The sequence below is a fragment of the Myxococcus sp. AM011 genome (assembly GCF_013372595.1).
GTDB classification, from domain to species: domain Bacteria; phylum Myxococcota; class Myxococcia; order Myxococcales; family Myxococcaceae; genus Myxococcus; species Myxococcus eversor.
In genome coordinates this window covers 26,833-50,078 of sequence record NZ_JABXEM010000047.1, presented here as the reverse complement: position 1 = coordinate 50,078, position 23,246 = coordinate 26,833, and the positions used below count along the sequence as shown (strand labels likewise).

Annotated in this window: 20 protein-coding genes; 12 read left to right on the top strand and 8 right to left on the bottom strand. The window is 66.7% G+C overall.

Going from position 1 to position 23,246, the window contains the following annotated elements; translation table 11 throughout:
- Positions 1–146: 146 nt before the first annotated feature.
- Positions 147–1,502, top strand: coding sequence for a Na+/H+ antiporter NhaA (gene nhaA / locus HUW62_RS12760; RefSeq protein ID WP_163867189.1), 1,356 nt, complete (start codon positions 147–149; stop codon positions 1,500–1,502).
- Between the two features lie 35 nt (positions 1,503–1,537).
- Positions 1,538–3,229 (top strand): AarF/ABC1/UbiB kinase family protein, encoded by a 1,692-nt coding sequence (locus HUW62_RS12755; protein WP_163867188.1) that lies wholly within the window; start codon positions 1,538–1,540, stop codon positions 3,227–3,229.
- An 8-nt stretch (positions 3,230–3,237) separates the two neighbouring features.
- Here the strand turns inward: HUW62_RS12755 and HUW62_RS12750 are convergent, their stop codons facing one another.
- Entirely contained in the window at positions 3,238–4,083 is an 846-nt protein-coding gene (locus tag HUW62_RS12750; protein WP_176434587.1) for an alpha/beta fold hydrolase, read from the bottom strand.
- Positions 4,083–4,832, bottom strand: coding sequence for a GntR family transcriptional regulator (locus HUW62_RS12745; protein ID WP_163867186.1), 750 nt, complete (start codon positions 4,830–4,832; stop codon positions 4,083–4,085). Before HUW62_RS12745 ends, HUW62_RS12750 begins: the two co-directional genes overlap by 1 nt.
- A 192-nt stretch (positions 4,833–5,024) precedes the next feature.
- On the opposite strand from HUW62_RS12745, the gene HUW62_RS12740 reads away from it, so the two are divergent.
- From HUW62_RS12740 to HUW62_RS12730, 3 genes are read left to right on the top strand one after another with little or no spacing between them, the layout of a single operon-like run.
- Positions 5,025–5,852: a fumarylacetoacetate hydrolase family protein gene (locus HUW62_RS12740; protein ID WP_368670398.1), complete on the top strand. Its 828-nt coding sequence runs from the start codon at positions 5,025–5,027 to the stop codon at positions 5,850–5,852.
- Between the two features lie 30 nt (positions 5,853–5,882).
- On the top strand, positions 5,883–6,425 hold the full coding sequence (locus HUW62_RS12735) for a VOC family protein (RefSeq protein WP_163867184.1): 543 nt from the start codon (positions 5,883–5,885) through the stop codon (positions 6,423–6,425).
- Positions 6,422–7,075, top strand: a complete 654-nt coding sequence (locus tag HUW62_RS12730) for a polysaccharide deacetylase family protein (RefSeq protein ID WP_176434585.1) — start codon at positions 6,422–6,424, stop codon at positions 7,073–7,075. Before HUW62_RS12735 ends, HUW62_RS12730 begins: the two co-directional genes overlap by 4 nt.
- 207 nt (positions 7,076–7,282) lie before the next feature.
- On the opposite strand, the gene HUW62_RS12725 is transcribed toward HUW62_RS12730, so the two are convergent.
- Complete coding sequence (locus tag HUW62_RS12725; RefSeq protein ID WP_176434584.1) at positions 7,283–11,986, bottom strand: AAA domain-containing protein; 4,704 nt, start codon at positions 11,984–11,986, stop codon at positions 7,283–7,285.
- Positions 11,987–12,067: 81 nt separating this feature from the next.
- On the opposite strand from HUW62_RS12725, the gene HUW62_RS12720 reads away from it, so the two are divergent.
- Positions 12,068–12,217 (top strand): hypothetical protein, encoded by a 150-nt coding sequence (locus tag HUW62_RS12720; RefSeq protein ID WP_176434583.1) that lies wholly within the window; start codon positions 12,068–12,070, stop codon positions 12,215–12,217.
- 543 nt (positions 12,218–12,760) lie between these two features.
- Here the strand turns inward: HUW62_RS12720 and HUW62_RS12715 are convergent.
- Both HUW62_RS12715 and gspG read right to left on the bottom strand, forming a co-directional pair.
- Positions 12,761–13,090 carry a hypothetical protein gene (locus HUW62_RS12715; RefSeq protein ID WP_163867180.1) on the bottom strand — a complete coding sequence of 110 codons (330 nt, stop codon included), beginning with the start codon at positions 13,088–13,090 and terminating at the stop codon, positions 12,761–12,763.
- Positions 13,091–13,331: 241 nt separating this feature from the next.
- Positions 13,332–13,751 carry a type II secretion system major pseudopilin GspG gene (gene gspG / locus HUW62_RS12710; RefSeq protein ID WP_163867179.1) on the bottom strand — a complete coding sequence of 140 codons (420 nt, stop codon included), beginning with the start codon at positions 13,749–13,751 and terminating at the stop codon, positions 13,332–13,334.
- Positions 13,752–13,988: 237 nt separating this feature from the next.
- Here gspG and HUW62_RS12705 point away from each other — a divergent pair, with 237 nt between their 5' ends.
- The 5 genes from HUW62_RS12705 (at position 13,989) to HUW62_RS12685 (ending at position 19,119) form a co-directional block, all read left to right on the top strand.
- On the top strand, positions 13,989–14,732 hold the full coding sequence (locus HUW62_RS12705; protein ID WP_163867178.1) for a hypothetical protein: 744 nt from the start codon (positions 13,989–13,991) through the stop codon (positions 14,730–14,732).
- Between the two features lie 103 nt (positions 14,733–14,835).
- Positions 14,836–15,903, top strand: coding sequence for an FtsH protease activity modulator HflK (gene hflK, locus HUW62_RS12700; RefSeq protein ID WP_163867177.1), 1,068 nt, complete (start codon positions 14,836–14,838; stop codon positions 15,901–15,903).
- Positions 15,900–16,841, top strand: coding sequence for a protease modulator HflC (hflC, locus tag HUW62_RS12695; RefSeq protein ID WP_176434582.1), 942 nt, complete (start codon positions 15,900–15,902; stop codon positions 16,839–16,841). The genes hflK and hflC overlap by 4 nt, the downstream gene beginning before the upstream one ends.
- Positions 16,842–17,662: 821 nt before the next feature.
- A complete protein-coding gene (locus HUW62_RS12690; RefSeq protein ID WP_368670397.1) occupies positions 17,663–18,766 on the top strand; it encodes a hypothetical protein in 1,104 nt (367 codons plus the stop codon).
- Positions 18,766–19,119: a DUF2019 domain-containing protein gene (locus HUW62_RS12685; protein WP_163867175.1), complete on the top strand. Its 354-nt coding sequence runs from the start codon at positions 18,766–18,768 to the stop codon at positions 19,117–19,119. Before HUW62_RS12690 ends, HUW62_RS12685 begins: the two co-directional genes overlap by 1 nt.
- Before the next feature lie 188 nt (positions 19,120–19,307).
- On the opposite strand, the gene HUW62_RS12680 is transcribed toward HUW62_RS12685, so the two are convergent.
- From HUW62_RS12680 to HUW62_RS12670, 3 genes are all read right to left on the bottom strand, one after another.
- Positions 19,308–19,676, bottom strand: coding sequence for a hypothetical protein (locus tag HUW62_RS12680; RefSeq protein WP_163867174.1), 369 nt, complete (start codon positions 19,674–19,676; stop codon positions 19,308–19,310).
- A gap of 261 nt (positions 19,677–19,937) precedes the next feature.
- The gene (locus HUW62_RS49955) at positions 19,938–21,224 is read right to left on the bottom strand and encodes an ATP-binding protein (protein WP_163867173.1); all 1,287 of its coding nucleotides are present in this window, start codon (positions 21,222–21,224) and stop codon (positions 19,938–19,940) included.
- 3 nt (positions 21,225–21,227) lie between these two features.
- Positions 21,228–21,923, bottom strand: coding sequence for a response regulator (locus tag HUW62_RS12670; RefSeq protein ID WP_163867172.1), 696 nt, complete (start codon positions 21,921–21,923; stop codon positions 21,228–21,230).
- A 179-nt stretch (positions 21,924–22,102) separates the two neighbouring features.
- Between HUW62_RS12670 and HUW62_RS12665 the strand changes: the two genes are divergently transcribed.
- Positions 22,103–23,227 (top strand): hypothetical protein, encoded by a 1,125-nt coding sequence (locus tag HUW62_RS12665; RefSeq protein WP_176434581.1) that lies wholly within the window; start codon positions 22,103–22,105, stop codon positions 23,225–23,227.
- The last annotated feature ends 19 nt before the right edge of the window (positions 23,228–23,246 follow it).

Here is a 23,246-nt window from a genome sequence, read left to right as displayed (position 1 = left end):
CCCTTCTCTCATGCCCCCGCCCCGTGGATCAACGAACGGCTGACCCTACCCGCCGAGTTCCCTAACACGCACGGGTGACATTTCGGCGGACCCAGGTCCGAAAACGGGTGCGCCCACTGAAAGGCGCGGGCATCTTGGCCCCCGCCATGGAGACTCCTTCGACCTCGCCCTCTCCCCGGACCCGTTCACCGGCCCCCGTGCCCGCGCTCTTCCGGGTGGCCATCGCGCCACTCCAGGCCTTCTTCCGCCTCCAGGCCAGCAGCGGCATCCTGCTGGCCCTGTGCGCAGTGGTCGCCATGGCGTGGGCCAACTCACCGTGGGCCTCCTCCTACGTCGGCTTGTTCGGCGCCCGCCTGGAACTGGGGGTGGCGGGCACCCAGGCGTCCTTCACCTTCCAGGAGCTCATCAACGACGGCCTGATGACGCTGTTCTTCTTCCTGGTCGGCATGGAGGTGAAGCGGGAGCTGAGCGCCGGGGAGCTGCGCACGCTCTCGCGCGCGATGCTGCCGCTCATCGCCGCGCTGGGTGGCATGGTGGTGCCGGCCGCCGTCTACGCCGCCATCAACGCGGGCACTCCGGCCATGGCGGGCTGGGCCATCCCCATGGCCACGGACATCGCGTTCGCCATCGGATGCCTCACCCTGGTGAAGGCGCGCGTGGGCCACGGGCTCATCGTCTTCCTCACCGCGCTGGCCATCTTCGATGACATCGGCGGCATCCTCGTCATCGCCCTGTTCTACGGCACGGGGCTGCATGTCGAGTGGCTGCTCGCCGCCGCCGCGGTGGTCGCCCTGCTGGTGGCGCTCAATCGCTTCTATGTCCGCAACGGCATCGTCTGGCTGCTGGCCGGAGCGGCGCTCTGGTACACGATGCACCATGGTGGCATCCACGCCACCCTGGCTGGCGTGGTGGTGGGCCTGTGCATCCCCTCGCGCCCCACCCGGCCAGGACGGAACGTGTTGGAGGAGCTCTCCACGTACATCAACGATTGCACCCAGAACGCCGAGGACGAGTCGATGAGGAGCGCGCAGTTGCTCTACATCGAGGATCGAATCGAGGAGCTGGAGCCGCCGCTCAACCGCTTCGAGCACCTGTGGCACGGCTGGGTGGGCTACGGCATCGTCCCGCTGTTCGCGCTGGCCAACTCGGGCATCTCGTTGGAAGGCATGGGGTGGAAGGACCTGCTCGCCCCCCTGCCCCTGGGCATCATGGCGGGCCTCTTCGTGGGCAAGCAGGTGGGCATCTTCCTGTTCACCCTGGTGGCGGTGAAGCTGCGGGTCTCCACCCTGCCCGGAGGCGCGGGCCTCGCGCAGCTCCATGGCGTCTCGGTGGTGGCGGGCATCGGCTTCACGGTGGCCCTGTTCGTCGCGGGGCTGGCGTTCGCGGGGCAGCCCGGCCTCTTGAACGAGGCCAAGCTGGGCATCCTGGTGGGCTCGCTGCTGTCGGCGGTGGTGGGTTATGTGCTGCTCCGCTTCGTGGCGAAGCCGGTGGCGCGGGCGTAACGTCGGACCGTGGTGGCAAGGAGACAGACCCTCCCGTGATTCTCCAGGACCTCAACCGTGTGCGGCAGATCACCGTCATCGCGGCGCGACATGGCTTTGGCGAGGTGCTCGAGCGCGCGGGCCTGTGGCGCATCCTGGGTCGGCAGGAGAAGGTGGAAGTGTCACCGGAGGCCCAGCGCGCGTCCACGGCGCGCCGCTTCCGGATGTTGCTGAACGACTTGGGCCCCACCTTCGTGAAGCTGGGCCAGGTGTTGTCCACGCGCGCGGACCTGCTGCCCGCCGAGTTCGTCGAGGAGCTGGCGCTGCTCCAGGACAACGTGGACCCGATTCCGCTGGAGCAGGTGCTCTCCCAGATTCGCGAATCGCTGGGCAAGGAAGCCAGCGAGCTGTTCAAGCAGATCGACGAGGTGCCGCTGGCGGCGGCGTCGATTGCCCAGGTGCACCGGGCGGTGACGCTGGAGGGTGAGGAGGTCGTGGTGAAGGTGCAGCGGCCGGGCATCGCCGCGAGCATCGACTCCGACCTCGGAGTGCTGCGCAGCCTGGCGCGCCTCTTGGAGGCCGTGGTGGAGGAGACGGGCATCTACACGCCCACGGGAATCGTCGACGAGTTCGACCGGGCCATCCACGAGGAGCTGGACTTCATCAACGAGGCGACGAACGTCCGCGCGTTCCTGGAGAACCACCGGGAGCGGACGTACCTCAAGATTCCCCGGGTCTACGCGGCGCTGTCCAGCCGCACGGTGCTGACGCTGGAGTTCATCCGGGGCGTGAAGATCGCGCCGGAGACGCTGGCCGAGGAGGACCGGAAGGCGATTGCCCAGAACATCCTGGAGGCAAGCTTCCGGCAGCTCTTCGACGACGGGCTGTTCCATGGCGACCCGCACCCGGGGAACCTCCTCCTGATGGAGGGCAACCGGCTGGCGCTGCTGGACTTCGGCGTGGTGGGGCGGCTGACGCGGCCCATGCAGGAGACGCTGGTGATGTTGTGCCTGGCGGTGGCGCTGAAGGACAGCGACTCGGTGGCGCGCATCCTCTACCGCGTGGGCGTGCCGGATGCGCGGGCCAACCTGGTGGGGTTCCGCAACGACATCGAGAGCATCCTCGGCGCGCACCTGCCCACCACGCTGGGACAGGTGGACGCGCGCACGCTGCTGCGCGACTTGCTGGACCTGGCGGTGAAGTACCGCATCCGGATTCCCAAGGAGTACGCGCTGCTCAGCCGCGCCTCCATCTCCACCGAGGGAATGCTGCGCAGCCTCTACCCGGAGATGAACATCATCGAGGTGGCGCTGCCGTATGCGAAGGAGCTCCTGGCGGGGCGGTATGACCCGACGCAGTTGCAGGGCGGGCTGATGCGGACACTCTTGCGATTGCAGTCGATGGCGCAGGACCTGCCCACGCAGCTGTCGCAAATCCTGCTCGACATGGAGTCCGGCAAGTTCACCGTGACGGTGCGCGCGGACCAGTTCGAGAAGCTGAACGAGAACCTGCGCAGCGCGGCGGTGATTGCCTTCATGGGGCTGTGCGCGTGTGGCTTCATCGTGGGGGCGTTCATCTCCTTCGCGCCCAAGCCGTGGATGTATGGGAACATCCCGGTGCTCGGAGCGGTGGGAATCGCCCTGGCGGCGGGCCTCTTCGGCGCGGCCATCACCTGGTACCTGTTCGGCGGACGCGGACTGGGCAAGGTGCGGCTGAGCCGGTTCTTGAAGAAGCAGACGAAGAGGTAGGCCCGGCTTCAGCCGCCCAAGGCCTCGCGACAGCTCGTCACGAACGCGGAGAGCGCCGCCTCGAAGTCCGGACGCGCTTCGATGAACGGCAGGTGCCCCACGCCGGGAAGCGACACGCCCCGGGCCCCGGGCACGCGCGGCAGCACCAGCTCGGAGCTCATGGCGGGGAGGACCACCTGGTCGAGCTCACCGTGCAGCGTGGTCACCGGGCAGGTGCGGCGTTCGAGCTCCGCTGAATAGTCCTCCGTGCGGGCGAGGAGCGCGCGGCGGACATGCGGTGGAACGCGCAGCATGTCGCGAAGGCTCTCGTCGGCGAACGCTCCGGGGACTTGCCGCGCCGCGCAGGCCTGGAGGAAGTCGCGCGCCGCCGACGCGTAGGTCTCCTCCTGGTCCGACAGCAGGCCTCGGGCATTCGCGAGCATGCCCGGCCCGAACAAGGCGCGGGCGGGCTTCCCGGTCTTCAGCGACGCCGCGACGAAGAAGAGGCCGCCCAGCGCGGAATCCCCACGGTGGCGCAGGTAGTCGCCGACAAGGACACCGCCATAGGACCAGGCGACCACGACGGGCCGCTCCAGGCCCAGGCCCTGAATCACCGCATGGAGGTCGTCGGCGAAGTGGATGCCCTCGACATACGGCGCATCTCCTTCGGGCTTGTCCGAGTCACCGTGACCGCGAAGGTCGAGCGCCACGAGGCGGAAGCTCCGCGCGAGGTCTCCCTCGAGCACCGGGTCCCAGCAGTGACGGCTCTGTGCGAAGCCATGCACGAAGAGCACCGATGGCACGCCCGACACGGGGCCCGCGTCGCTCACCGCGAGCCGGACGCCGTCCGGCCCCTCCACGAATGGGGTTCTCATCAGGCCTTCCTGGAGGCGCTTCGTTGTTTTGTCGGCAAAGACTCGGAAACCGGCTCATTGACGCTCAGGCCGGGATGGGCGGCGAGGACGAGCTCCGTCGTCCTGGCGATGTGCTCGACCAGGAGCGCGCAGGCACGCTCCGCGTCCCGCGCCAGGGTGGCCCGGACGAGGGCGGTGTGTTCTTCCTCGATGTCGCGCGCATGCCGGCCATGCGACACCGCGAGGCGACGGTAGCGCTCGCTCTGGTCGAACAGGGTCGCGCAGAACTTGAGGAGCCAGGGGGAATCACAGGCCCCCAACAGGGTCGCATGGAAGCGCCCGTGCTCGGCCTCCCAGTCATCATCGAGCGTCCCGTCGCTGGAGGCTGGCGTCCTCCGGAGGAGGCGGTGGAGGGCCGCCGTGACTTCGCCCTCCCAGGAGATGTCACCGCGAGCCATCGCCCCGCGGAGCGCGAGGGTGTCGAGCTGCTGGCGGGTCCTCGTCAGGTCCAGCAGGTCGGCCCGGGAGATGGGGACGACCCTGAAGCCGCGCTGGTCCTCGATGGTGACGAGCCCCTCGGACGCCAGGCGGCAACACGCCTCCCGCAAGGGCGTCCGCCCGACGGCGTAGCGAGGCGCCAGATGCTCGAGCCTCAGCTTCTCCCCGGGAGGCAGCACCCCGCGAAGGATGTCGTTGCGAATCCGGTCCACGACCGTCGAGGTGAGGGTCGGTTCGGATGCGAGACCAGCGATGCGGGATGGGGCGGCCATCGGCTTCCTCACAGGGGATATCTGGCTCTATAGGGCATCGCGGAGATTTGATGCAATATGTCAAACCAACGACAGTCCTCGTTTTGTCGACATTATTTGACTCAAGGCGCCTGACTCACCTAGGGTCCCCGTTGGAGGAGCGCGACGATGCGAATTGCTTCGATTCTTGTGGACGGGTCCCCTGCCCTCGGCGTGCGAACGCCAGACGGGCTGGTCAATGTCACGGCCCTCGTCCCGTCGGTCGGAAGCTCGCTCCGCGAGCTGCTCGAACGCAATCCCGGCGGACTCGCCGAGCTGGCCGCGCGGGCCGTCGACGCGCCCGCGCGATTCCGGGTGGAGCCGTCAGCCCTCCACTACCGGCCGCTCGTCCCGGACCCGAGCAAGGTTCTCTGTCTCGGGCTGAACTACGTCGCCCATGCGTCGGAGGCGGCCTTCGAGCCCCCTCGCTACCCGGTGGTGTTCACCCGCGTCGCCACGAGCCTCCTCGCACACGAGGCTCCGCTCGAAGTGCCCAGGTGCTCGAAGCAGCTCGACTACGAGGCCGAGCTCGCGGTGGTGGTGGGGCGCCCGGGGCGCGACATCCCTCGCGAGCGGGCCCTGGAGTGGGTGGCGGGCTACACGCTCTTCAACGACGGCTCGGTGCGCGACTACCAGAAGCGCACCCCGCAGTGGACGCTCGGGAAGAACTTCGACGGCACGGGCGCGCTCGGCCCCGAGCTCGTGACGCCAGACGAGCTGCCAGAGGGCGCCTTGGGATTGCGCATCCAGATGCGCGTCGGCGGCGAGCTCCGGCAGGACGCGAGCACGTCGGACATGATCTTCGACGTCCCCACCGTCCTCGCCGGGCTCTCCGAGGTCATGACGCTCCTTCCGGGCGACGTGATTGCCATGGGCACGCCGAGTGGCGTGGGTGCCGCGCGCAATCCGCCGAGCTTCCTGCGTGCGGGAGACGTGTGCGAGGTCTCGGTCGAGCGGATCGGGGTGCTGCGCAATCCGGTCATCGGCGCGCGCCGCACCTGAGCGGATGGAACCACGACAGCAGGAGGACGCATGGGAATCCAGGCAAGGCGACCCAGCAGGCTTCATCACACGGCGTATGTGACCAAGGACCTGGAGGCGACGCGGAGGTTCTACGAGGACTTGATTGGCCTGCCGCTCATCGCGACCTGGTGTGAATCAGACGAGCTCTTCGGCGCCCTCCGGACGTATTGCCATACATTCTTCGAACTGGGCGACGGGAGCGCACTCGCGTTCTTCCAGTTCGAGAAGTCCTCGGACCAGGAGCTCTTCGGGCCCTCCATGCCTCCGACGCCGTTCCACCACATCGCGCTGAACGTCGACGTGGAGACCCAGGGCGCCATCGAGCAGCGCCTGCGTGCGGCGGGATATACGGAGCCCGAGCTGTACGTGCTGGAGCACGGATACTGCCGCTCGCTCTACATCAAGGATCCGAACGGGATGATCGTCGAGTTCACGCACGACAGTCCGGATGCCGTGAAGCCCGACGTGATGCGGGCCCGCCAGGCCCGCGCGCGGGAGGAGCTGTCGCGCTGGCTCGCGGGTGACCACACCTCGAACAACGGGTTTCGATGAGCCTGCTGACGCTCTCGTTCGACAACGGGCCGGACCCCGAGGTGACGCCTCGGGTGCTCGACGTCCTGGCGTCGCATGGGATCACCGCGCACTTCTTCGTGCTGGGCAAACACCTGGGAACGGCGGAGGGGCGGCGCCTCGTCGAGCGGGCCCGGGACGAGGGGCACCTCGTGGGGAACCACTCGTTCACGCACGCCGTGCCGCTGGGCGAGGATGTCCGTCCGGACGCGGTGGAGGCGGAGATCGCCGCGACCGAGGCGCTCCTCGCTCCGCTGGGCTTGGGGCCGAAGCGGTTCCGGCCCTTCGGAGGCGGAGGCCGGCTGGGGCCACACCTCTTGAGTCCACGCGCGGTCGAACACCTGAAGGAGCATGGATACTCGTGCATCCTCTGGAACAGCGTCCCTGGCGACTGGCTCGACCCCGAGGGCTGGCCGGAACGAGCGCTCGCGGACTGCATGAGCCGTCCCCACACCCTGATGGTCCTGCATGACATCCCGAAGGCGTGTCTTCAGGAACTGGATGGTTTCCTCCGGAGGGCCCGCGACCTGGGAATTCAATTCACGCCGCGGTGTCCTCCGGAGTGTGTCCCCATCGTCGATGGGCGCGTCACGGGTGATCTGAGCGGGCTCGTCTCGGGCCCCTTGGGGTGACCGGCGGCAGTGGGTCGCTGCGGCAGCTCCCGGTCCGCCGCGTCGAAGGGGCGCCCGCCCTTTGAGGCCAGCTTTCTGGCAAGCCTCTTGGTTGCACCGCGTCGCCCTCTTGTCGGGCCAATGCGATGCGAGCGCGCGCCGTTCACAGAGGTTCAGACATGGGGACTTTTCAGCGGGACGATTGCGGGCTGAGTCACCAGGGGCCCGTCAGTGCAACGGACGCTCCCTGAGCCAATCCCGATAGACTCTCCATGGCCAGGACTTCTTGCACGTCTTGGTATCCGAACAGGCGAGCACCGCGTGTCCGCTCGGCCCACGTGAAACCCGGACAAGTGCCCGACACGAACACGGACCGCGCAGTTGCGCGAGTGCGGCAACGAGGACGTCCAAGGCAACGTACTCGCTCAATCGCGCACATGAGAGAGCATCGCATTTCAAGAAGGGCCCTTTTTCTCCCACCCAGAGCCGCCGCACGCCTCGACACTTCAGGCACTTGAAGGAATCCCGAGGGAGTTCGGCCGTCACCGCGGCAGTCAGGGAATTCTCCTCACTCCTCGATGGCGCGCCCCGGATGTCGTTCCCCCGGGCTGATACAGCGGACACGGACAGCGGCATTTCGACCTGGACCACGCGCCCGACCTGTTGAGCCGCTCGCCGAGCGCCTCTGGGAGGGAGTTCGACGGCATCCACCTCGGCCATGACGTTCCGCTGTCGCTGCTGCGGCGGCGTCCGGGGTGCCTCCCGAGGAGCGCGCTGCGACGCTGGACCTTCCTCCGGCTCGACATCCGTGCGCCCCGTCTGCGCTGTCCACTCGCGCACGAGCGCCTCCGCGCTACGAACGAGACTTGCTCGAAGCGAATCGCCACGAGCCTCCTCGGTGGCATCCGCCTTCTTGCCAGCCTCGGGGGAAATCTCGAGTTCCGCCAACCGAGCGAACACCGGCTTCATCGCCGCGTCCGCGTCACGGAAGAAGGCGCTGCCACGGATGCGCACGAATCGCCAGCCGAGCCGTTCGAGAATGGCCTGCCTTGCCATGTCCTCCGGAAGCTTCTCGATGGGATGATAGCGATCACCGTCACATTCGACCGCCAACCGTCGTCCACCGCCCTCCACCACGAGGTCGATTCGGTAGTGCCCCACCTTCCATTGGGGTGTCACGCGGAAACCCGCCCGGAGCAATCGGGCGAGAACCTCTCGCTCGAACGGCGACTCCGTCTTCACCTCCGCCCGCTGGAGACTTCGTTCAACCCCCGGAGGATTGGAGCAATGTTCTAGCAACCTTCGGCGGAGGTCGTCGGGCTTGAGGTCGATGGCGGCGTTGAGCGAATGCACGACCCACAGCTGATCCCTCGCACGACTGACGGCGACGTTGAAGCGCTGCTTGAACTCCTGGGTTGCCCGGAGGGCGAGTGGCCCACCGTCGCGCGGACTGTCCACCATGGACAGGAACATCACGTCACGCTCGTCGCCCTGAAACTGCGCGGCGTTTCCACAGAGAATGCGGCGACGCTCATACTCTGTCGGGTCCAGGTGGTTTCGTAGGAGTTGTTCCACCTCGATGGCCTGCTCTTCCCCCACGAGCGAGATGACACCAAACGTCCGGCCCGCATATGCGGGATTGGCCACGGCCGCGACGACAAGGGAAGCCACCGCGCGCGCTTCCGTCTGATTGACCTTGGCCTCCGCGTGCCCCTCGACCCGGTGCACGAGAAGGGCCGGGCTCACCCGGGCACTCGCGGCCTCCCGCAAGGGTTTGATCCGTCCCTCATAGGACAGGCTGTTGCTGAACTCGATGATGTCGGGGACGCAGCGGAAGTGCTCGGTCAGGCAGACCATGCCCCCGAAGGAGGCTCTCGCGAGATCGTAGATCGACATCTTCCCGTCATAGAGAATCGAATTGGGAATACCGTCGAGGTGTTCATCGATGAGATGCTGCACGATGTCGAGGTTCTGACCGACCGCCGACGGGCTCACCTGCTCATGGTCGCCCACGACCACCGCGCTCTTCGCCATGTAGAGGGCGATGAGCGCCATCGCATCGCATTGACTGGCCTCGTCGATGATGACCACGTCGAAACGCGCGGAGGCACCGAAGTTCTCCACGACTTGCGCGAGCGGCATGATCCAGACAGGCACGGCTCCACGGCACTCGCCCATCAGTCGCGCCGCCTCCGCGCGCAAGCGGGGGACACGCACACCCGTCCCCTTCCCGATGCGTCGCACGATGTCCAGCCAGCCGACCAGCGCCTGCTGCTGTCTCAAGGTCGTCCGCTGGACCTGCGCGGCCCAGGCACGTCGCTCGATGAGGTTCGCGGTGCAGCGCCTGAGCTCTTCGGAGAGCGCCTCCAGCTTCGCCTGGAGGACTGAGAGCTGGACGCTTCCGCGTCGCTCCAGCTCATCGTGAAGTTGCCGCCAGCGCCAGGCGGCGAGCGCATCTCCAGGAGGCACCGCCTGTCCGTGGACTCCTCGTCGGTCCTGGATGGCCGCGGCCCACCCCGCGGCGACGGACTCCAGGTGAGCCAGCAACTCCCGCCGTCGGACGAGCCATTGCATTCGCTCATGAACGTCCGCGAGGAGCGCGAAGTCACGAGCATACGCCTCGACGTTCCGAGCAGTCAGCGACTCCACGAGCCCCCGAACAATCGGTGATGGCGCCGAAGGACCTCCCCAGGCATCCAGCTTCGCCACGGCTTTTCGGAGCCGCGCCCTCACCCGTGCCAGCGCGACCCCTTTCGCTCGAGTGCGCAACGCGAGAACCACTTGGGTGACAACCGCATCGCGCCTGCGCAGAAGCCCACCATTGGAAGCGAGGTTGACGGGTTCCGCATCGACCAGGCCCCTCCATCGAAGACCGCATCGGTCCAGTTCCTGCTCGAGCGGCGCCCAGACCGTGCCTGCCCACTGGAGATTCCTTTCGATTTCTCCACACAGTTGCAGGGCGACCTCTTCGGGTGCTTCGCCCAGGTCGGTTGCCGCCGGCGCCCCAAGTGTCGCCATCTGCCGGTCCCACCGGCCACGAAGCACATTGCGGGCCTTCTTCAACCCCAGCAAGGCGGCCAACGCCTGGAAGTGGGCGGGCTCTCGGGGTTCGCCTGACTCGACCCGGCTGCTTCGGATGATGCGCTTCCAGGAAGGGTGCGTAAGCAGGGCGAGCGCCCCCAGCTTTCCACCCCCCTTCAAGTGCTGCTCGATTTCCGCCAGCACGTGGAGCTGATCGTCAACGGAGCCCTCGGCGGCGGTCGTCGGCGCATGCTGAAGGAGGAGTTCCCGTGAGCCCAGGGCCTCGGCACGCACGCGCTGGACCAAATCCAACAAGGCCTTCCAGGGAGCGGACTCAGCGTCCCCCGCCATCCCCGCGGCCACCACGGCGAGCTTCCACGCCTCCCCACCGCCCAGCGGAGCCATGGCACGCATGCAACGGTCCGCCAGTCCTTCCAGATCCGTGGCCTCCTCTGCCTGGGGCGCTCCCGGCCACAGCTCCGCGTGGACGTCGAGTTTCTCCGTCCCGAGGGTTTTCCGCTTCTGAACCAGCACCTCGAAGTCCTGAGGCGAGAGGATATCGTCTAGCGGAGGCAGCGCGCGCGACAACTCCGCTTCGTGCCGGTTCGTCACCAAGGTGTTCGTGCGGTACAGCTCCCGCACGTCCTCCTCCGTCAGCGACAATGACGCGCCGAGCATCACGGGGCCTGGCAACCAGTCGTGCGCTTCCATCTCTTCCGAGACGAGGCGTGCCGCCTGGGAAGGAGGCCACGCATCCCCCCCGACCACGACATCCCGATACTCATCGGTCAGTGCCTCGCGCAGCTCTTCCCGCGCACACTGGAGATGCGCGAGGAGCTGCCTCCTGTGCCTGGCGAACTGTACGGCCTCCGCGCCGAGTTTCGCGCCGTCGCTCGACGACAGCCGCTCCGCGATGGAGAAGATCGCGCCTTCAAGCTGCTTCCGGCTGTCGAGGTCGTTCTCCAGGACGCTGACGCAGAGGGGTTGAAGCTCGGGAACCACCTGGTTGCGAAGGACCTTCAGCGCCTTGGTGGTGTGGCTGGTGACCAGGACGCTCTTTCCCTGGGCCAGCAGATGACCGACGAGATTGGCGATGGTGTGTGTCTTGCCTGTACCCGGAGGGCCCTGAACCAGCACACAGCCGTGCTGCTCCAACCGCATCGCAATCTCTTCCTGCTCGGGGTTCGCGAGCTTGCTCAGCAACACGTCCACGGGCTCCCGGGCTGACTCGGACCGCGAGGCATCCGCCGCCGCCGGCCGCGACGAGTCTTCCATTCCCACGATGCGCATGAGCGCGACGGGAAGCTCCTCGTGGTCCTCCATCTTCTCCAGAATGCCTTCGAGGGCGCGGGCAAACCCCAGGCTCCGGTTGCGCAGAAGGAGGACAGGATCACGCCCTATCTGAGGGGGCTCCGCGTTGGGGCGAGGAGGGCCGTGCTCGACGAACTCACCCTGCGCCGAGAGATGGACCAGCAGTCTCCTCAGGAAGCCGGAGGTGTCCGCGCCTCCGAGCGGCGAATACCCTCCCTGGGCCAGCTCCTCTCGACAGCGAGCCAGGACCCTTCCATCCAAATCCTCCAGCCCGCTGAAGAGCTCCGAATAGAGGTCGACCGGACGCCCGCTGTCTCCCACCGTGAACTCTGGGATGGATGAATTGAATCGGAGCTGGACCCGCTGGAGAAGAATGGGATGGAACATGCCTCCATCCTCCTGACGCCAGCTCAGGATGCCTTCGCCGAGCACCAACTCCAGCTTCTCTCCTTCTCGCTCGAGTCGTCCATGGAGCGCGTAGAGCTGCTCGAAGACGCGCATGGCCGCCTGCGCCGCCCTCTCCCCCTTCGCCCATTCCTCGCGCAGCGGTTTCCAGGACGCGAAGATGCGGCCTCGCTCCGGGTCTTCGTCGAATGACACGCTCCTGGAGTTCCCTGTCGCGTCAGACTCGCTGCGCGAAAGATAGACCTCGGCGGCTTTGGTCGGGTCCGCCCACCCGACGTGAAGCCAGCTCGCCAGCTCCAGGGGTGGCACTGGCGGCGGCGTGAAGACGGGACGACGGACACGAAGGATGGGGTCTCCGTCAGAGACCTCCGTCCCTTCGCCGCCCTCCTGTCCCGTCCCGACCTGGCGCACGAGCTGGATGGATGAATGCACCGGGAGAGACTGGAGACGGAGACTCCACGGTTGCGCACTCACCTGACGCGGCGCTGGATTCCTGTGCTGGTTCAGCGCTTGAAGATACCGAAAGACATGAGCCGCACGGTCGTGCACGACGCGAAGGGAATCAGGAGCTGGCATGAGAGCTCACTCGACGATGTCGTTTCCGACTCGTGGTTGGCGACTGGGACCGAGTTCGCATTCTGTCTCTATCGCGACAGGGCTGACAACTCCTGGCCCGCCAACATTCAAAGCCGCCCTGGGCCCCCTCTGACAATCGGTCCGCGGATGGAGATGAAATTCCGACCTCTCAATCATTGCAGAGATTCAAGAGGAGAGCGCCCGCTGCCATGCGGAGAGATGAGTTGGGTTGGAATCTACCTCCCCGGGGGTATTGACGACCTCGGAAAAACCAGAATGCCATTCATTGTCATGCGCGGCCCGGCGGTGAGCCCCCGTGACTCCGTGATGAAGGCTCCCCGGGACCTCCCGGCCGAGGCCGAGAGGTCCCCTGGGATGCTCCGCGATGTCAGCTCAGCAGGTCTTCTTGATGAGTGCCTGACAATGCTTGATGGCCTGGGCAACCGTGCAGCCCGTGGCCGTGCAGTGCGGCCGGCCCGTTTGCGGGTGCCTGCAGTAGTTGAGCACCACCCAACAGGCGAGACTGTCCTCGTCCACGCTCACGTTGGCGGCTTCGACCTCCGGAGCCTCCTCGCCCGGCTCGGCCGACCGCTGCTCGATGACGAGCTCGCGGCCATCCTCGGTGGCCATCACCTGACCGGTCTCCGGCGGGAGCGCCTCCTCGGTGCCACAGCCGACGAGCGACATCGTTGCCAGGAACACTCCCAGGATCAGCTTCTTCATGGCCATGCCTTTCTTTGAATGTGAGGACGCCCGCGAGCGTCACGGGAGGCTCGATTCGCATCCCGCCTTGCTGGATTAAACAGCAACTCAATCAAACACAAACACACGCGACAGGATGCCGGCATTCAACATCCAAGCTGTCCGGTGGGTGCACCCGGCCGTCTCGCGGTGGAAGTGGTGGGTGGAAAGGGGCACGGCCCGCACCGGAAGCGCCGATGCGGGCCGACGGGCGATGGGAGACTCAGCCCTTCTGGGAGTTCGCGGGGGCGGAGGAGATGTCAGTCTCCTCGCCCTCGCCTCCCGCGGCGCCGTCCGCTCCGTAGGAGAGGACGACGGGCCTGCCTCCCTCGTTGAGGTAGACATAGTCGTGGCCCCACGGGTCCTTGGGGAGCTGCTCCAGCGCCCGGCTCTCCACCAGCGCGCCGAGGCCCGCTTGCGTGTCTGGGAAGTTGCCTGTCTTCGTGTAGTGGAGCTTGAGCGCGGTTTCGATGGCCTTGATGTCCAGCGAGGCCTTGTCCCTTCTTGCCTCCTTCAGTGAGTCCAGGACCGACACTCCGACGGCCGTCGCGATGAGGCCGAGGATGGTGATGACCACCATGATTTCAATGAGCGTCATTCCGCGCTTGCGACGGCGATGCTGCTTGGACTTGTTCGGGTTCATGACTTTTCTTCACCTCATGTGACGTTCTGGCAGGCCCCTGCCCCGCCTCGCGTGTCGCCGTGTCCCTCAGAGCCCTGGCTTCGCGCATGGCGCTGCCCATCCGGGCCCTCCGCCGACGACCGGCGACGGGCCCAGGGGGACTCAATTGCAGGCCACGTGCCGCCACGAAGTGCCTCAAAGCCTTGCTAGGATGCCGGCGACACCAAGGGGGTCTTCGTGCGCTTGAAAAGTCTTGGGGTGGCTGTCGTACTGGCAGGGGCAGGCCTGGCGAGCGCGGAGCCCCGGCCCGCCCAGCTCATCATCTGGGGAGGCGGCAAGAACATGGCCGAGGCCGAAGCGGCCCTGGCTCGGTGGCGGGAGCGCGCGAAGGCGAACGAATGGGATGGGCTGCTGAAGGTGGCCGAGGGCTACCCACGCATCGTCCCGAGCGACAGCGTGCCGGGCCTCAAGCCGGGCTTCGTGGTGGTGCTCGGAGCCTGCGAGCCCTCCGCGGCGCCGAAGGTGCTGGAGACCATCAAGGCCTTCGAGGCCGAGGCATACGCGCACAACGTGACGTGGGCGCAGCCGCTGGCCTGCCCCCAGCTCGGCCCCACGTGGCGAGTCCTCCAGTCGAAGTCGTGGAAGAAGAAGGAGGGCACCCTGACGGCCGTGGTGCTGGAGCGGCTCGAAAAGGAGGACCTCCCTGACTCCTCCTTCGAACAGAGCGTACGCGTGACGCTGAGAGCACCGGATGGGCGCCATCTGGGCTCGGACGAGCGCAGCGGACACCCCACCGGGGCTGTCTACACGGGCGAGACAGGGTTCCGCGCCTCCCTGGACGCAGCGGGGCCAACCGTCACCTACCTCATCTACGAATCCGGCTGCGGGACCCAACCGGACATCATCGAGAGCCGGGTGAACTACCGCGTCGAGAACGAAAAACTGGTCCCTGAGGTGTCCAGAAAGTTCATCCAGGACAGGTCCTCCCACTGCGACGAGTGAAGCTCGGCGAGGGGCCCTCCCGAACACCAGGCGTTCAGGCTCGTTTCACGCGCCGCCCGGGTTCCGCTTGCATCCAGATGTTATGTAGTCCAAAGACTGAAGGATGGCATGGGATCCTCGAGTGTTGAACCCCGACCCTGGTGGTCGGGACCCCGGTGACGTCCTGCGTGAGCTGCGCGGGAGGCTGAATCGTGGCCTCGGTCGCAGGCTCCTCCTGGGCGGCCTGGGGCTCCTCGGAGTGGTGGGTTTGTTCACCAGCTACGCGCAGGTGGAGCCCGACGAGGTCGGCGTCATCCTCCGGCTCGGTCGCTTCGTGGGCACGGTGGAGCCGGGCCCCCATTTCCGGCTGCCGTTCTGGGTGGACCGCATCGTCAAGGTGCCCGTGCAGCGCCAGCTCAAGGCGGAGTTCGGCTTCCGCACCGAGTCGGTCAGCACGCGCAACACGTCCTACTCCGCGAGCACCTCCGACCTGAAGCGCGAGTCGCTGATGCTCACCGGTGACCTCAACGTCGCCGTCGTCGAGTGGATCGTCCAGTACAAGATCAAGGACCCGTACAAGTACCTCTTCAAGGTGAAGAACGTGGAGGGGATGCTCCGCGACATCTCCGAGGCGTCGATGCGCGCCGTGGTCGGCGACCACTCCGTCAACGAGGTCCTCACCACGGGCCGTCAGACGGTGGCCACCCAGTCCAAGCTGCTGCTCCAGGACCTGGCGGACCGCTACGAGACGGGCGTGGACATCCAGCAGGTCGTCCTCCAGGACGTGAACCCGCCCGACCCCGTCAAGCCGTCCTTCAACGAGGTCAACCAGGCCATCCAGGAGAAGGAGCGCGCCATCAACGAGGCCTACGCCGAGCGCAACCGCGCCATCCCCCGCGCCAAGGGCGAGGCCGAGGAGGCCCTGCGCTCCGCGGAGGGCTACGCGATTGAACGCATCAACCGCGCCAGGGGCGAGGCCGAGCGCTTCACCCGCGTCTATGACGAGTACCGCAAGGCGCCGGAAGTCACGCGCCGCCGCATGTACCTGGAGACCGTCAGCCAGGTGCTCACGGGCGCCGGACAGAAAGTCGTGATGGACGAGAACCTCAAGGGCTTCACGCCCCTCCTGCGGATGGATGGGGCGGACCCCGTCTCCGCGGGAGCAGCGCAGGTGAAGGAGGCCCAGCGATGAGCCGCGTCGCACTGATTCTCCTCACGCTCGCCGTGGTCGCCATCGTGCTGGGCTTCTCCAGCACGTACACGCTGAGCGAGCACGAGCAGGCCGTCATCACCCGCTTCGGCCAACCCCGGGGCCAGTCCATCACCGAGCCCGGCCTCCACTTCAAGCAGCCCTTCGTCGACACGGTGAACCGCTTCGACAAGCGCTGGCTCGATTGGCGCGGAGACCCGAACCAGATTCCCACCAAGGACAAGAAGTACATCTGGGTGGACACCTTCGGCCGCTGGCGAATCGTGGACCCGCTGCGCTTCTTCCAGCGCCTGCGCGATGAGCGCAACGCCCAGTCCCGGTTGGATGACATCATCGACGGCGAGACGCGCAACACCATCGCCTCGTTCGCGCTGATTGAAGCGGTGCGCTCCACCAACCGGCCGTTCGAGGACGACGAGTACACGACCGAGGCCGAGCGCGGTGAGTCGCTGGAGCAGGTCTCCCAGGGCCGCGACAAGCTCACCCGGCAGATTCGCGACCGCGCGGCGGAGATCGTCAAGGAGTTCGGCGTGGAGCTGGTGGACGTGCAGATCCGCCGCATCAACTACGTCGACGAGGTCCAGGTGAAGGTCTTCGAGCGCATGATTTCCGAGCGGCGGCGCACCGCCGAGCGCTCGCGCTCCGAGGGCATGGGCCGCGCGGCCGAAGTGCGCGGACAGCGGGAGCGGGACTTGAAGGAGATCCGCTCGGAGGCCTACCGCAAGGCGCAGGAGATCACCGGCACCGCCGACGCCGAGGCGACGAAGATCTACGCCGAGGCCTTCGGGAGGGACCCGGAGTTCTACCAGTTCATGCGCACCCTGGAGGCCTACCCCCAGGTGGTGGACCGCTCCACGTCCCTCTTCCTGGGCAGCGACTCGGAGTTCTACCGGTACCTGCGCAGCAGCGCGAAGAAGTAGAGGGACGCGGCCGCGCCCCAGTTTCGATTCCCGCCGCCTCCACTGGAAATGGCTCGTAATCCTCAGGGGTTGCGGGCCTTTTTCTTTTTCACCCCACGGCCGTTGCCCCCTGTATTGCCCCACGCCAGCAACGGCGTGTCGAGGAGTTGGACCGCGTCCCGCTGGTCATTCCACTGAGGCCCGAGGCGGTGAGCGTCAAGGTAGATGTCGCGTGAGAGGGTTCAGCCGATGGGATTCATCTCCTGCGCGGCCGAGGTGCGGTGGAGATTCCTCGGGGGGAAGTTCTACGTGCTGGGCACGAGCGGCACCCTGTTGTTCCTGACAGCGGAAGGGACGTTGAGGCCGGGCGCCTTCGCCTCGATGGGGCTGGGGGTGGACAATGCGCGCCAACCGGCTCCGCAACGCGGGCGGGTTCGAGCCCTGAAAGGGAGGCTCCGAGGCATGTCGGAGTGACGTTGTAAGATTCCTCCGCGCTGTCGGTTGCCATCCGTTTGTCAGATAGGAATGACAGCATTCAACCCACTTGCCTCCCTTGGAGAGAGGCATGGGGGTGCTGAATGCGTGCTGTCCTCTGGGTGCTGTGCGCCATTCTCCTCGTGACGGGATGCGCTGGCGTTGAACCCTCGACGCGCAGGAGCACTTTCCAGCAGCGTTCCGCACTACTCGGGGAAGGGGGGCACTTCCGAGGACAGAGGAGCGATGCGTTCGATGCGCTGCTTCGTGACGCGGGGCTCGGGGACCAAGACGAGCGTCCCGTTGCAGGCAGTTCGCTCACGCCGACACACGCCGCGCGACTGCTGAAGGCGCTGACCGTCAAGGACGTGACGCTGGGGCAGTTCCCGGCACGCGTCGCGGTGGGCTTCATGCTGCGCGAGGTGCTGGACGCGAGCGAAGTGTCGCGCGCCGAGTTGGTGCGGCGGGTGGGTCGCTTCACACAACTGGCGGTCCTCCGTCCTGACGGCTGCCTCGCGTGGGTGCGCAGCGGGCAGACCCAGCAGCGCGTGGGCGCCGTGGAGTGGAAGGACGGCGCCTTTCGAGCGGGCCAGTTCGAGCTGGGCGTCTTCTACTCGGGCAAGGGCGGTGTCTTCCGGCAGTTGAACGCACGGCTGGAGGAGACCGGAGGAGGCGCCTTCGCGGACGTCCACGACGATGCCGACTACCTGAGCCGCACTCTGGACGGAGCCGAAGAGGCTTTCGTCGGGTTGGCCTTGGCGGTGGGGCAGTTCTTCTCGACATCGCCCGCTGACAACCTCGCGGCGCTCAGACAGATGCCTGCCGCCGTGGCGGCGCTTCTGGAGTCGTCCCCCGAGTATCTGGAGAGCTTCCAGTACCTGACACGCGGCGAGCAGGTGCGGGTTGTCTCCAAACTGGTGACGAACCTCATCGCCACCTGGGGCACGGTGTCATCCGCAACGCGCACGTTTCAAGGTGCGGCGCTCGCTACTGCGGAATTGCCGGTCCTGTCGCTGTCCGCCGAGGGCGCGCTTGTCATGGGACATGTCGCGGTGCCGGTGGGGCGCGCGGCGGTACTGAGCGGTGGGCCTGGGGCGGCCATCATCCTCCAGCGCGTAGGGGAGGGAGTGACGAGGTCTTCGAGACCTGTCGGCATGAAGTCCTACTCGTCGTTCAAGTCCTTCAAGCGAGCGATGGGGCCGGCAGGACCGGGGAAGGAGTGGCACCACATCGTCGAGCAGACGGACGGCAACGTGGGTCGGTTCGGGCCGAAGGCGATCCACAACACGGAGAACATCGTCGCGCTCGACAAGGAACTTCACTCCAAGGTCAGCGCGTTCTATTCCTCCAAGCGGTTCGACATCACGAGCACTACGAAGACGGTTCGAGAGTGGCTGAGCACCCAGCCCTTCGATGCGCAGAGGGACTTCGGAATGAGGGCTATCGAGAACGTGAGGAAGGGGGACTGGTGATGGACCTTGCCGAACTTGTGGAGCAGTTTGCCCAGAACATCGCTGCTCAGACCGATTGCATCCTTCGAGGAGATGCGAAGACCGGCAACAGGCATGCGGACAAGGCTCTTGCGGCCTTCTCGAAGCTGCGGAAGCACGGGGACGTAGGTCGCGATGCACTGGCCGCCCTGTTCTCGGCTCCTCGGATGGATGTCCGTGTAACTGCTGCGGCCTTCCTCCTGCGGTACAGGACGGGGGAGGCGAGAGCGGTACTTGAGGAAGCTGCCAAGGGAGAAGGCATGGCCGCCATGGGGGCTCAGCAGACCCTTAAGAACTGGGAGAACGGGGTCTGGGCTCTCGACCTGCCCGAGTAGGTGGGTACCCTCAGTGCGCCCTCTGGCGTTTCTGCCAGGTGCGGCGTGGAGCTGGCCGTTCCGGACAAACGCGGCACGTGTTCGCTAGTCAGCCCCGCGTGGCGCTGTTCCTACTGGCCAAGCTGTGGCGAGTGCGCCCGCTGAGCGTCGGAGTCAGCGAGCGCATGGTTCAGATCTTGTCGCCCGGCTCAGCGCCAGCTGACCTTGGCGGTGGACACGCTGGTGCCGGACCTCATGCCGTTGGTGACTTCAACGTGAACGTCCTTGTCGCTGGACGGACCGACCACCAGGGCGCTGGGCACCCACACGGCAGCCGCGTTGGCTCCGCCCGGCTTGTGCTGCGCGGAGACGACGATGGTCATCGGTATCGGACTGTCGTTGACGGGGCTTTCCCACTGGCGAGCGTGTTCTTGCTCGAAGTTGATGGTGTTGAAGAGGCGTTGACCACTCGTCTTCTCAATCACGATGATTTCGTTCTCGTCCTTGGAACTGGAGTCGAACGACACGTTGAGCGAGATCTTCTTGCGAGGCGGGACAATGAACTCGACGAATTGCATTGGCAGCTCCGATGCGAAATGGGTGCGGCACACCCGCAGCGGATAGTGCCGAGTTCCGCTGGCAGATTCCGTGCGACAGGGTTTTCGCGTGAGCAAGGTGTTGAAATGTCGTGGGTCGTCCGGGGCCAGAGGTCGGACACCAGACCCTGCGCGTTGTTGGGAGACATCTGAGCGAACGCTGTGCGATAGCTGCCCCCCGGTGCCATGGACAAAGAGCTTCGTGGCCAAGCAGACGCGAGTTCGACGGCCTGGGCCACGCCTTCACGCGGGAAACGACAGCGTGAAGCGTGCGCCCCCCAGCACCGAGCCCAGCGCGGAGACCCGCCCCCCGTGCACCTCCGCGATGCGGTGCACGATGGCGAGCCCCAGCCCGAAGCCGTGGCGCTCGTCGTCGAGTCGATGGAACGGCTCGAAGACGCGCTCCCGCTCCGCGAGCGGAATCCCAGGCCCGTCATCGTCGACATGAATGTGGATGGTATGCCCTTCCCGGCTCAGGCTGACCTGGACCTGGGAGTTCGCATACCGCAGGGCATTGAGAATCAGGTTCGACGTCGCGCGCTCGATGAGGCGTGCCTCGACACGAACGACGAGCGGCTCGTCTCCGGGCCCGGGTCCGGGCGCCGCCAGCACCGCCCTGTTCGGCAGTGAGGCGAGCGTCGCGCAGAGCGCGGCCAGGACGGGCCGCACGTCCGCTCGGGCCTCCTTGGGCGCGCGGTGTGCCTTGAGGCGCGCATAGGTCAGCAGCTCGTCGACGAGCTGGTCGAGCTCCGACAGGCTTCGCTCCACCCGATCAAACGCCTGCTCCCGCTCCGCGGGCTCGGACGCCTCTCTCGCGAGCGCGAGGCTGAAGTGCAGCCGCTGGCTCGGTGCCCGAAGCTCGTGGGAGGTGTTGTGGAGCAGTTCGTCTCGCAAGGTGATGGAGCGCTGAAGCTCCGCCCCCATGTGGTTCACCGCCGTGGAGAGCGCGCCGATGACGTCTCGTGAGCCGACCTCGGCCCGCGCGCCGAGCTCTCCCCTCCCGAGCGCCTCGGCCGTCCGCCGCAGGTCCAGGAGCTGACGGCGCACGGGGCGCAGGAGCATGAAGACGCCCAGCGAGAGCCCACCCACGAAGCACAGGCCGAGCGCCAGGCCCCGCGCGCCCCCCAGGGGGAAGTTGAGCGGCAACGGGCCCACCTCGAGGACGTGTCCCGTCCCCTCCAGGCGCGCATAGAGCATCGACGCGAACACGGGCCCCACCCGGACGACCTGCCCGCCCTCCAACCGCGCGGCGCTTTCAGCGTCCAGCGGCATGCGCCCCTGGGGGATGAGCGCGACGGGAACACCAAAGCGCCTGGAGGCCTGCTCGGCGGGTCCTCCGAAGTCGCCGTGCTCCCGATAGCGCGCCTCGAACAGCTCGGCCATCAACCCGACGGGCACCGCGAAGGTGGCTTCGAGGTTCCGCGCGAGCTGCGCGTTGATCACCGGAATCACGAACACCCTGGCGGCGAGGCCCGCGATCAGCACGCCCGCGAAGATGTGGAGATAGACGCGAAGGAAGAGTCGGTCCACGGGTCAGCTCACGGTGAAGAGGTAGCCGACCCCGCGGACCGTCTTGATGACGTCCGTCTCGCCGGAGGCTTCGCGCAGCTTGTGACGAAGCCGCGAGACGCGCAGATCCACGGAGCGGTCGATGTCATCCTGCTCCACGCCCCGGAGTCGCTGGTACATGAGCTGCCGGCTCACGACCTGGCCCGCGTGCGTCGTGAGCAGCAGGAGCACGTCCAGCTCGCCCGAAGTCAAATCGAGCGGCGCCCCTCGCAGACGGGCCGTCCTGCGCGCCGGGTCGACCGTGAGCTCTCCGACTCGAATGAGGGATGTCTCGACCGTCGTCGGCGCCGTGCTCGTGGTGCGGCGCAGCAAGGCGCGCAGCCGCGCCAGGAGCACGCGCGGGCGCACCGGCTTGGGCAGGTAGTCGTCGGCGCCGCTCTCCAGCCCCACGACTTCGTCCGCCTCCGCCCCTCGCCCCGTCAGCATGAGGATGGGGCCCGGATAGGCGCCGCGCAGCTCCCTGCAGACGGTGAAGCCATCCTTGCCCGGAAGCATCACATCCAGCACCACCAGGTCGGGCCGCTCGGCGAGAATCCGTGGCACCGCCCGGTCTCCACTGGCCTCACACCCCGCGCTGAAGCCATGCAATCGCAAGTAGTCGGCAATCATCGCCGTGAGTTGCGGGTCGTCATCCACGATGAAGACACGCGGCGTCGACATCTGGTTTTTCAAGTCCATTGGGCGGCACCCGTGCCAGGAACACTGCCCCTGAAGCATACCCTATCCCTGGCATCCAGGGTGCGCGCGTCGCGCCGTCTCGCTTTGTATCGCTTCGTATCCCTGGGAGGTGTCCTCCGTTTCGCATGGCATCGTTTCAGCGCACCCAACAGGAGGATGCCTTGTCATCACAATCCAATCTCGAGTCCACGCAAGTCGGTCCAGCGAAGCCTTCCCCCGCTCCGGAGCTCATCCCCACCACCGAAACACTCATCTATGGAGAGACGCTCTATCTCCAGGTGGGCGGCACGAAGCTCCTGTGGCTCACCGGGGGCCGGAGTGAAGGCAACACCCAGGTCAACACCCTCGATGGCGAGGGAGGCGCCATGGAACCCAGCTACCGCTGGACGCTGATGAAGGCCCGCGACAGCGTGGGCAGCGGGCCCGTGCGCTACGGCGACAAGGTCTATCTCAAGGTGGGTGGCGAGAAGCTCCGGTGGCTGAAGGGGGGATTCGGAGAGGGCCAGCAAGGCGTCTCCTCGCTCGACGGTGAGGGCGGCAAGTACGAGGAGAACTACCAGTGGACGGTGATGGAGAGCCGTTCAACCGTGGGCAGCGGCGAAGTCAAACGGGGCCGGGCCCTCTACTTGAAGGTGGGCGGCGCGAAGGACCGGTGGCTCACCGGCGGACGAAGCGACGGCAACAAGCAGGTGCGCACCCTGGACGGCGAGGGAGGCAAGAACGAGGCGAGCTACCAGTGGACCTCGTCCCCGGTGAGCTACTCCCGCGTGTTCGCCGTCTTCGCCGAGGACTCGCCCGAGACGAAGAAGCTGAAGAAGGGAATGAACACGCGCGTGTTCACCCGCGTGGAGGCGTGTTCGCCCGAGCGCTCCATCCGGTTGGACCTGGGGACGGGCGTCATCACCGTTCCCCCCGGCACGTATGACATCTCCGGCTTCTCCAGCACCGTCTACCTCACCGGCCAGGAGGAGGAGGGCATGGTGACGAACAAGTCACCCACCGCGAACGGAGGCTACTGCCGGCTGCGGCACGCGGGAGGCGACTCGGAGACCATCAAGAACGACGACCCCCGCGTCCTGGTGGTGGGGAGCATCAGCACCTCCAACGCCCTGCCCAGCGTGTTCCAGACCTGGCTCACCACCCCCGTGGAGGCCCGGCTCATCCTGGAGCACCAGAGCGGCGACCCGAAGGAGGAGACCATTGTCCTGCGACACAAGACGACACCGCCGCTGGGCGAGAGCTCCACCTGGCATCTCTTCGCGCGCCTCGCCATCACCCGGACGTAGGCGGCGATTGACGGGCGCG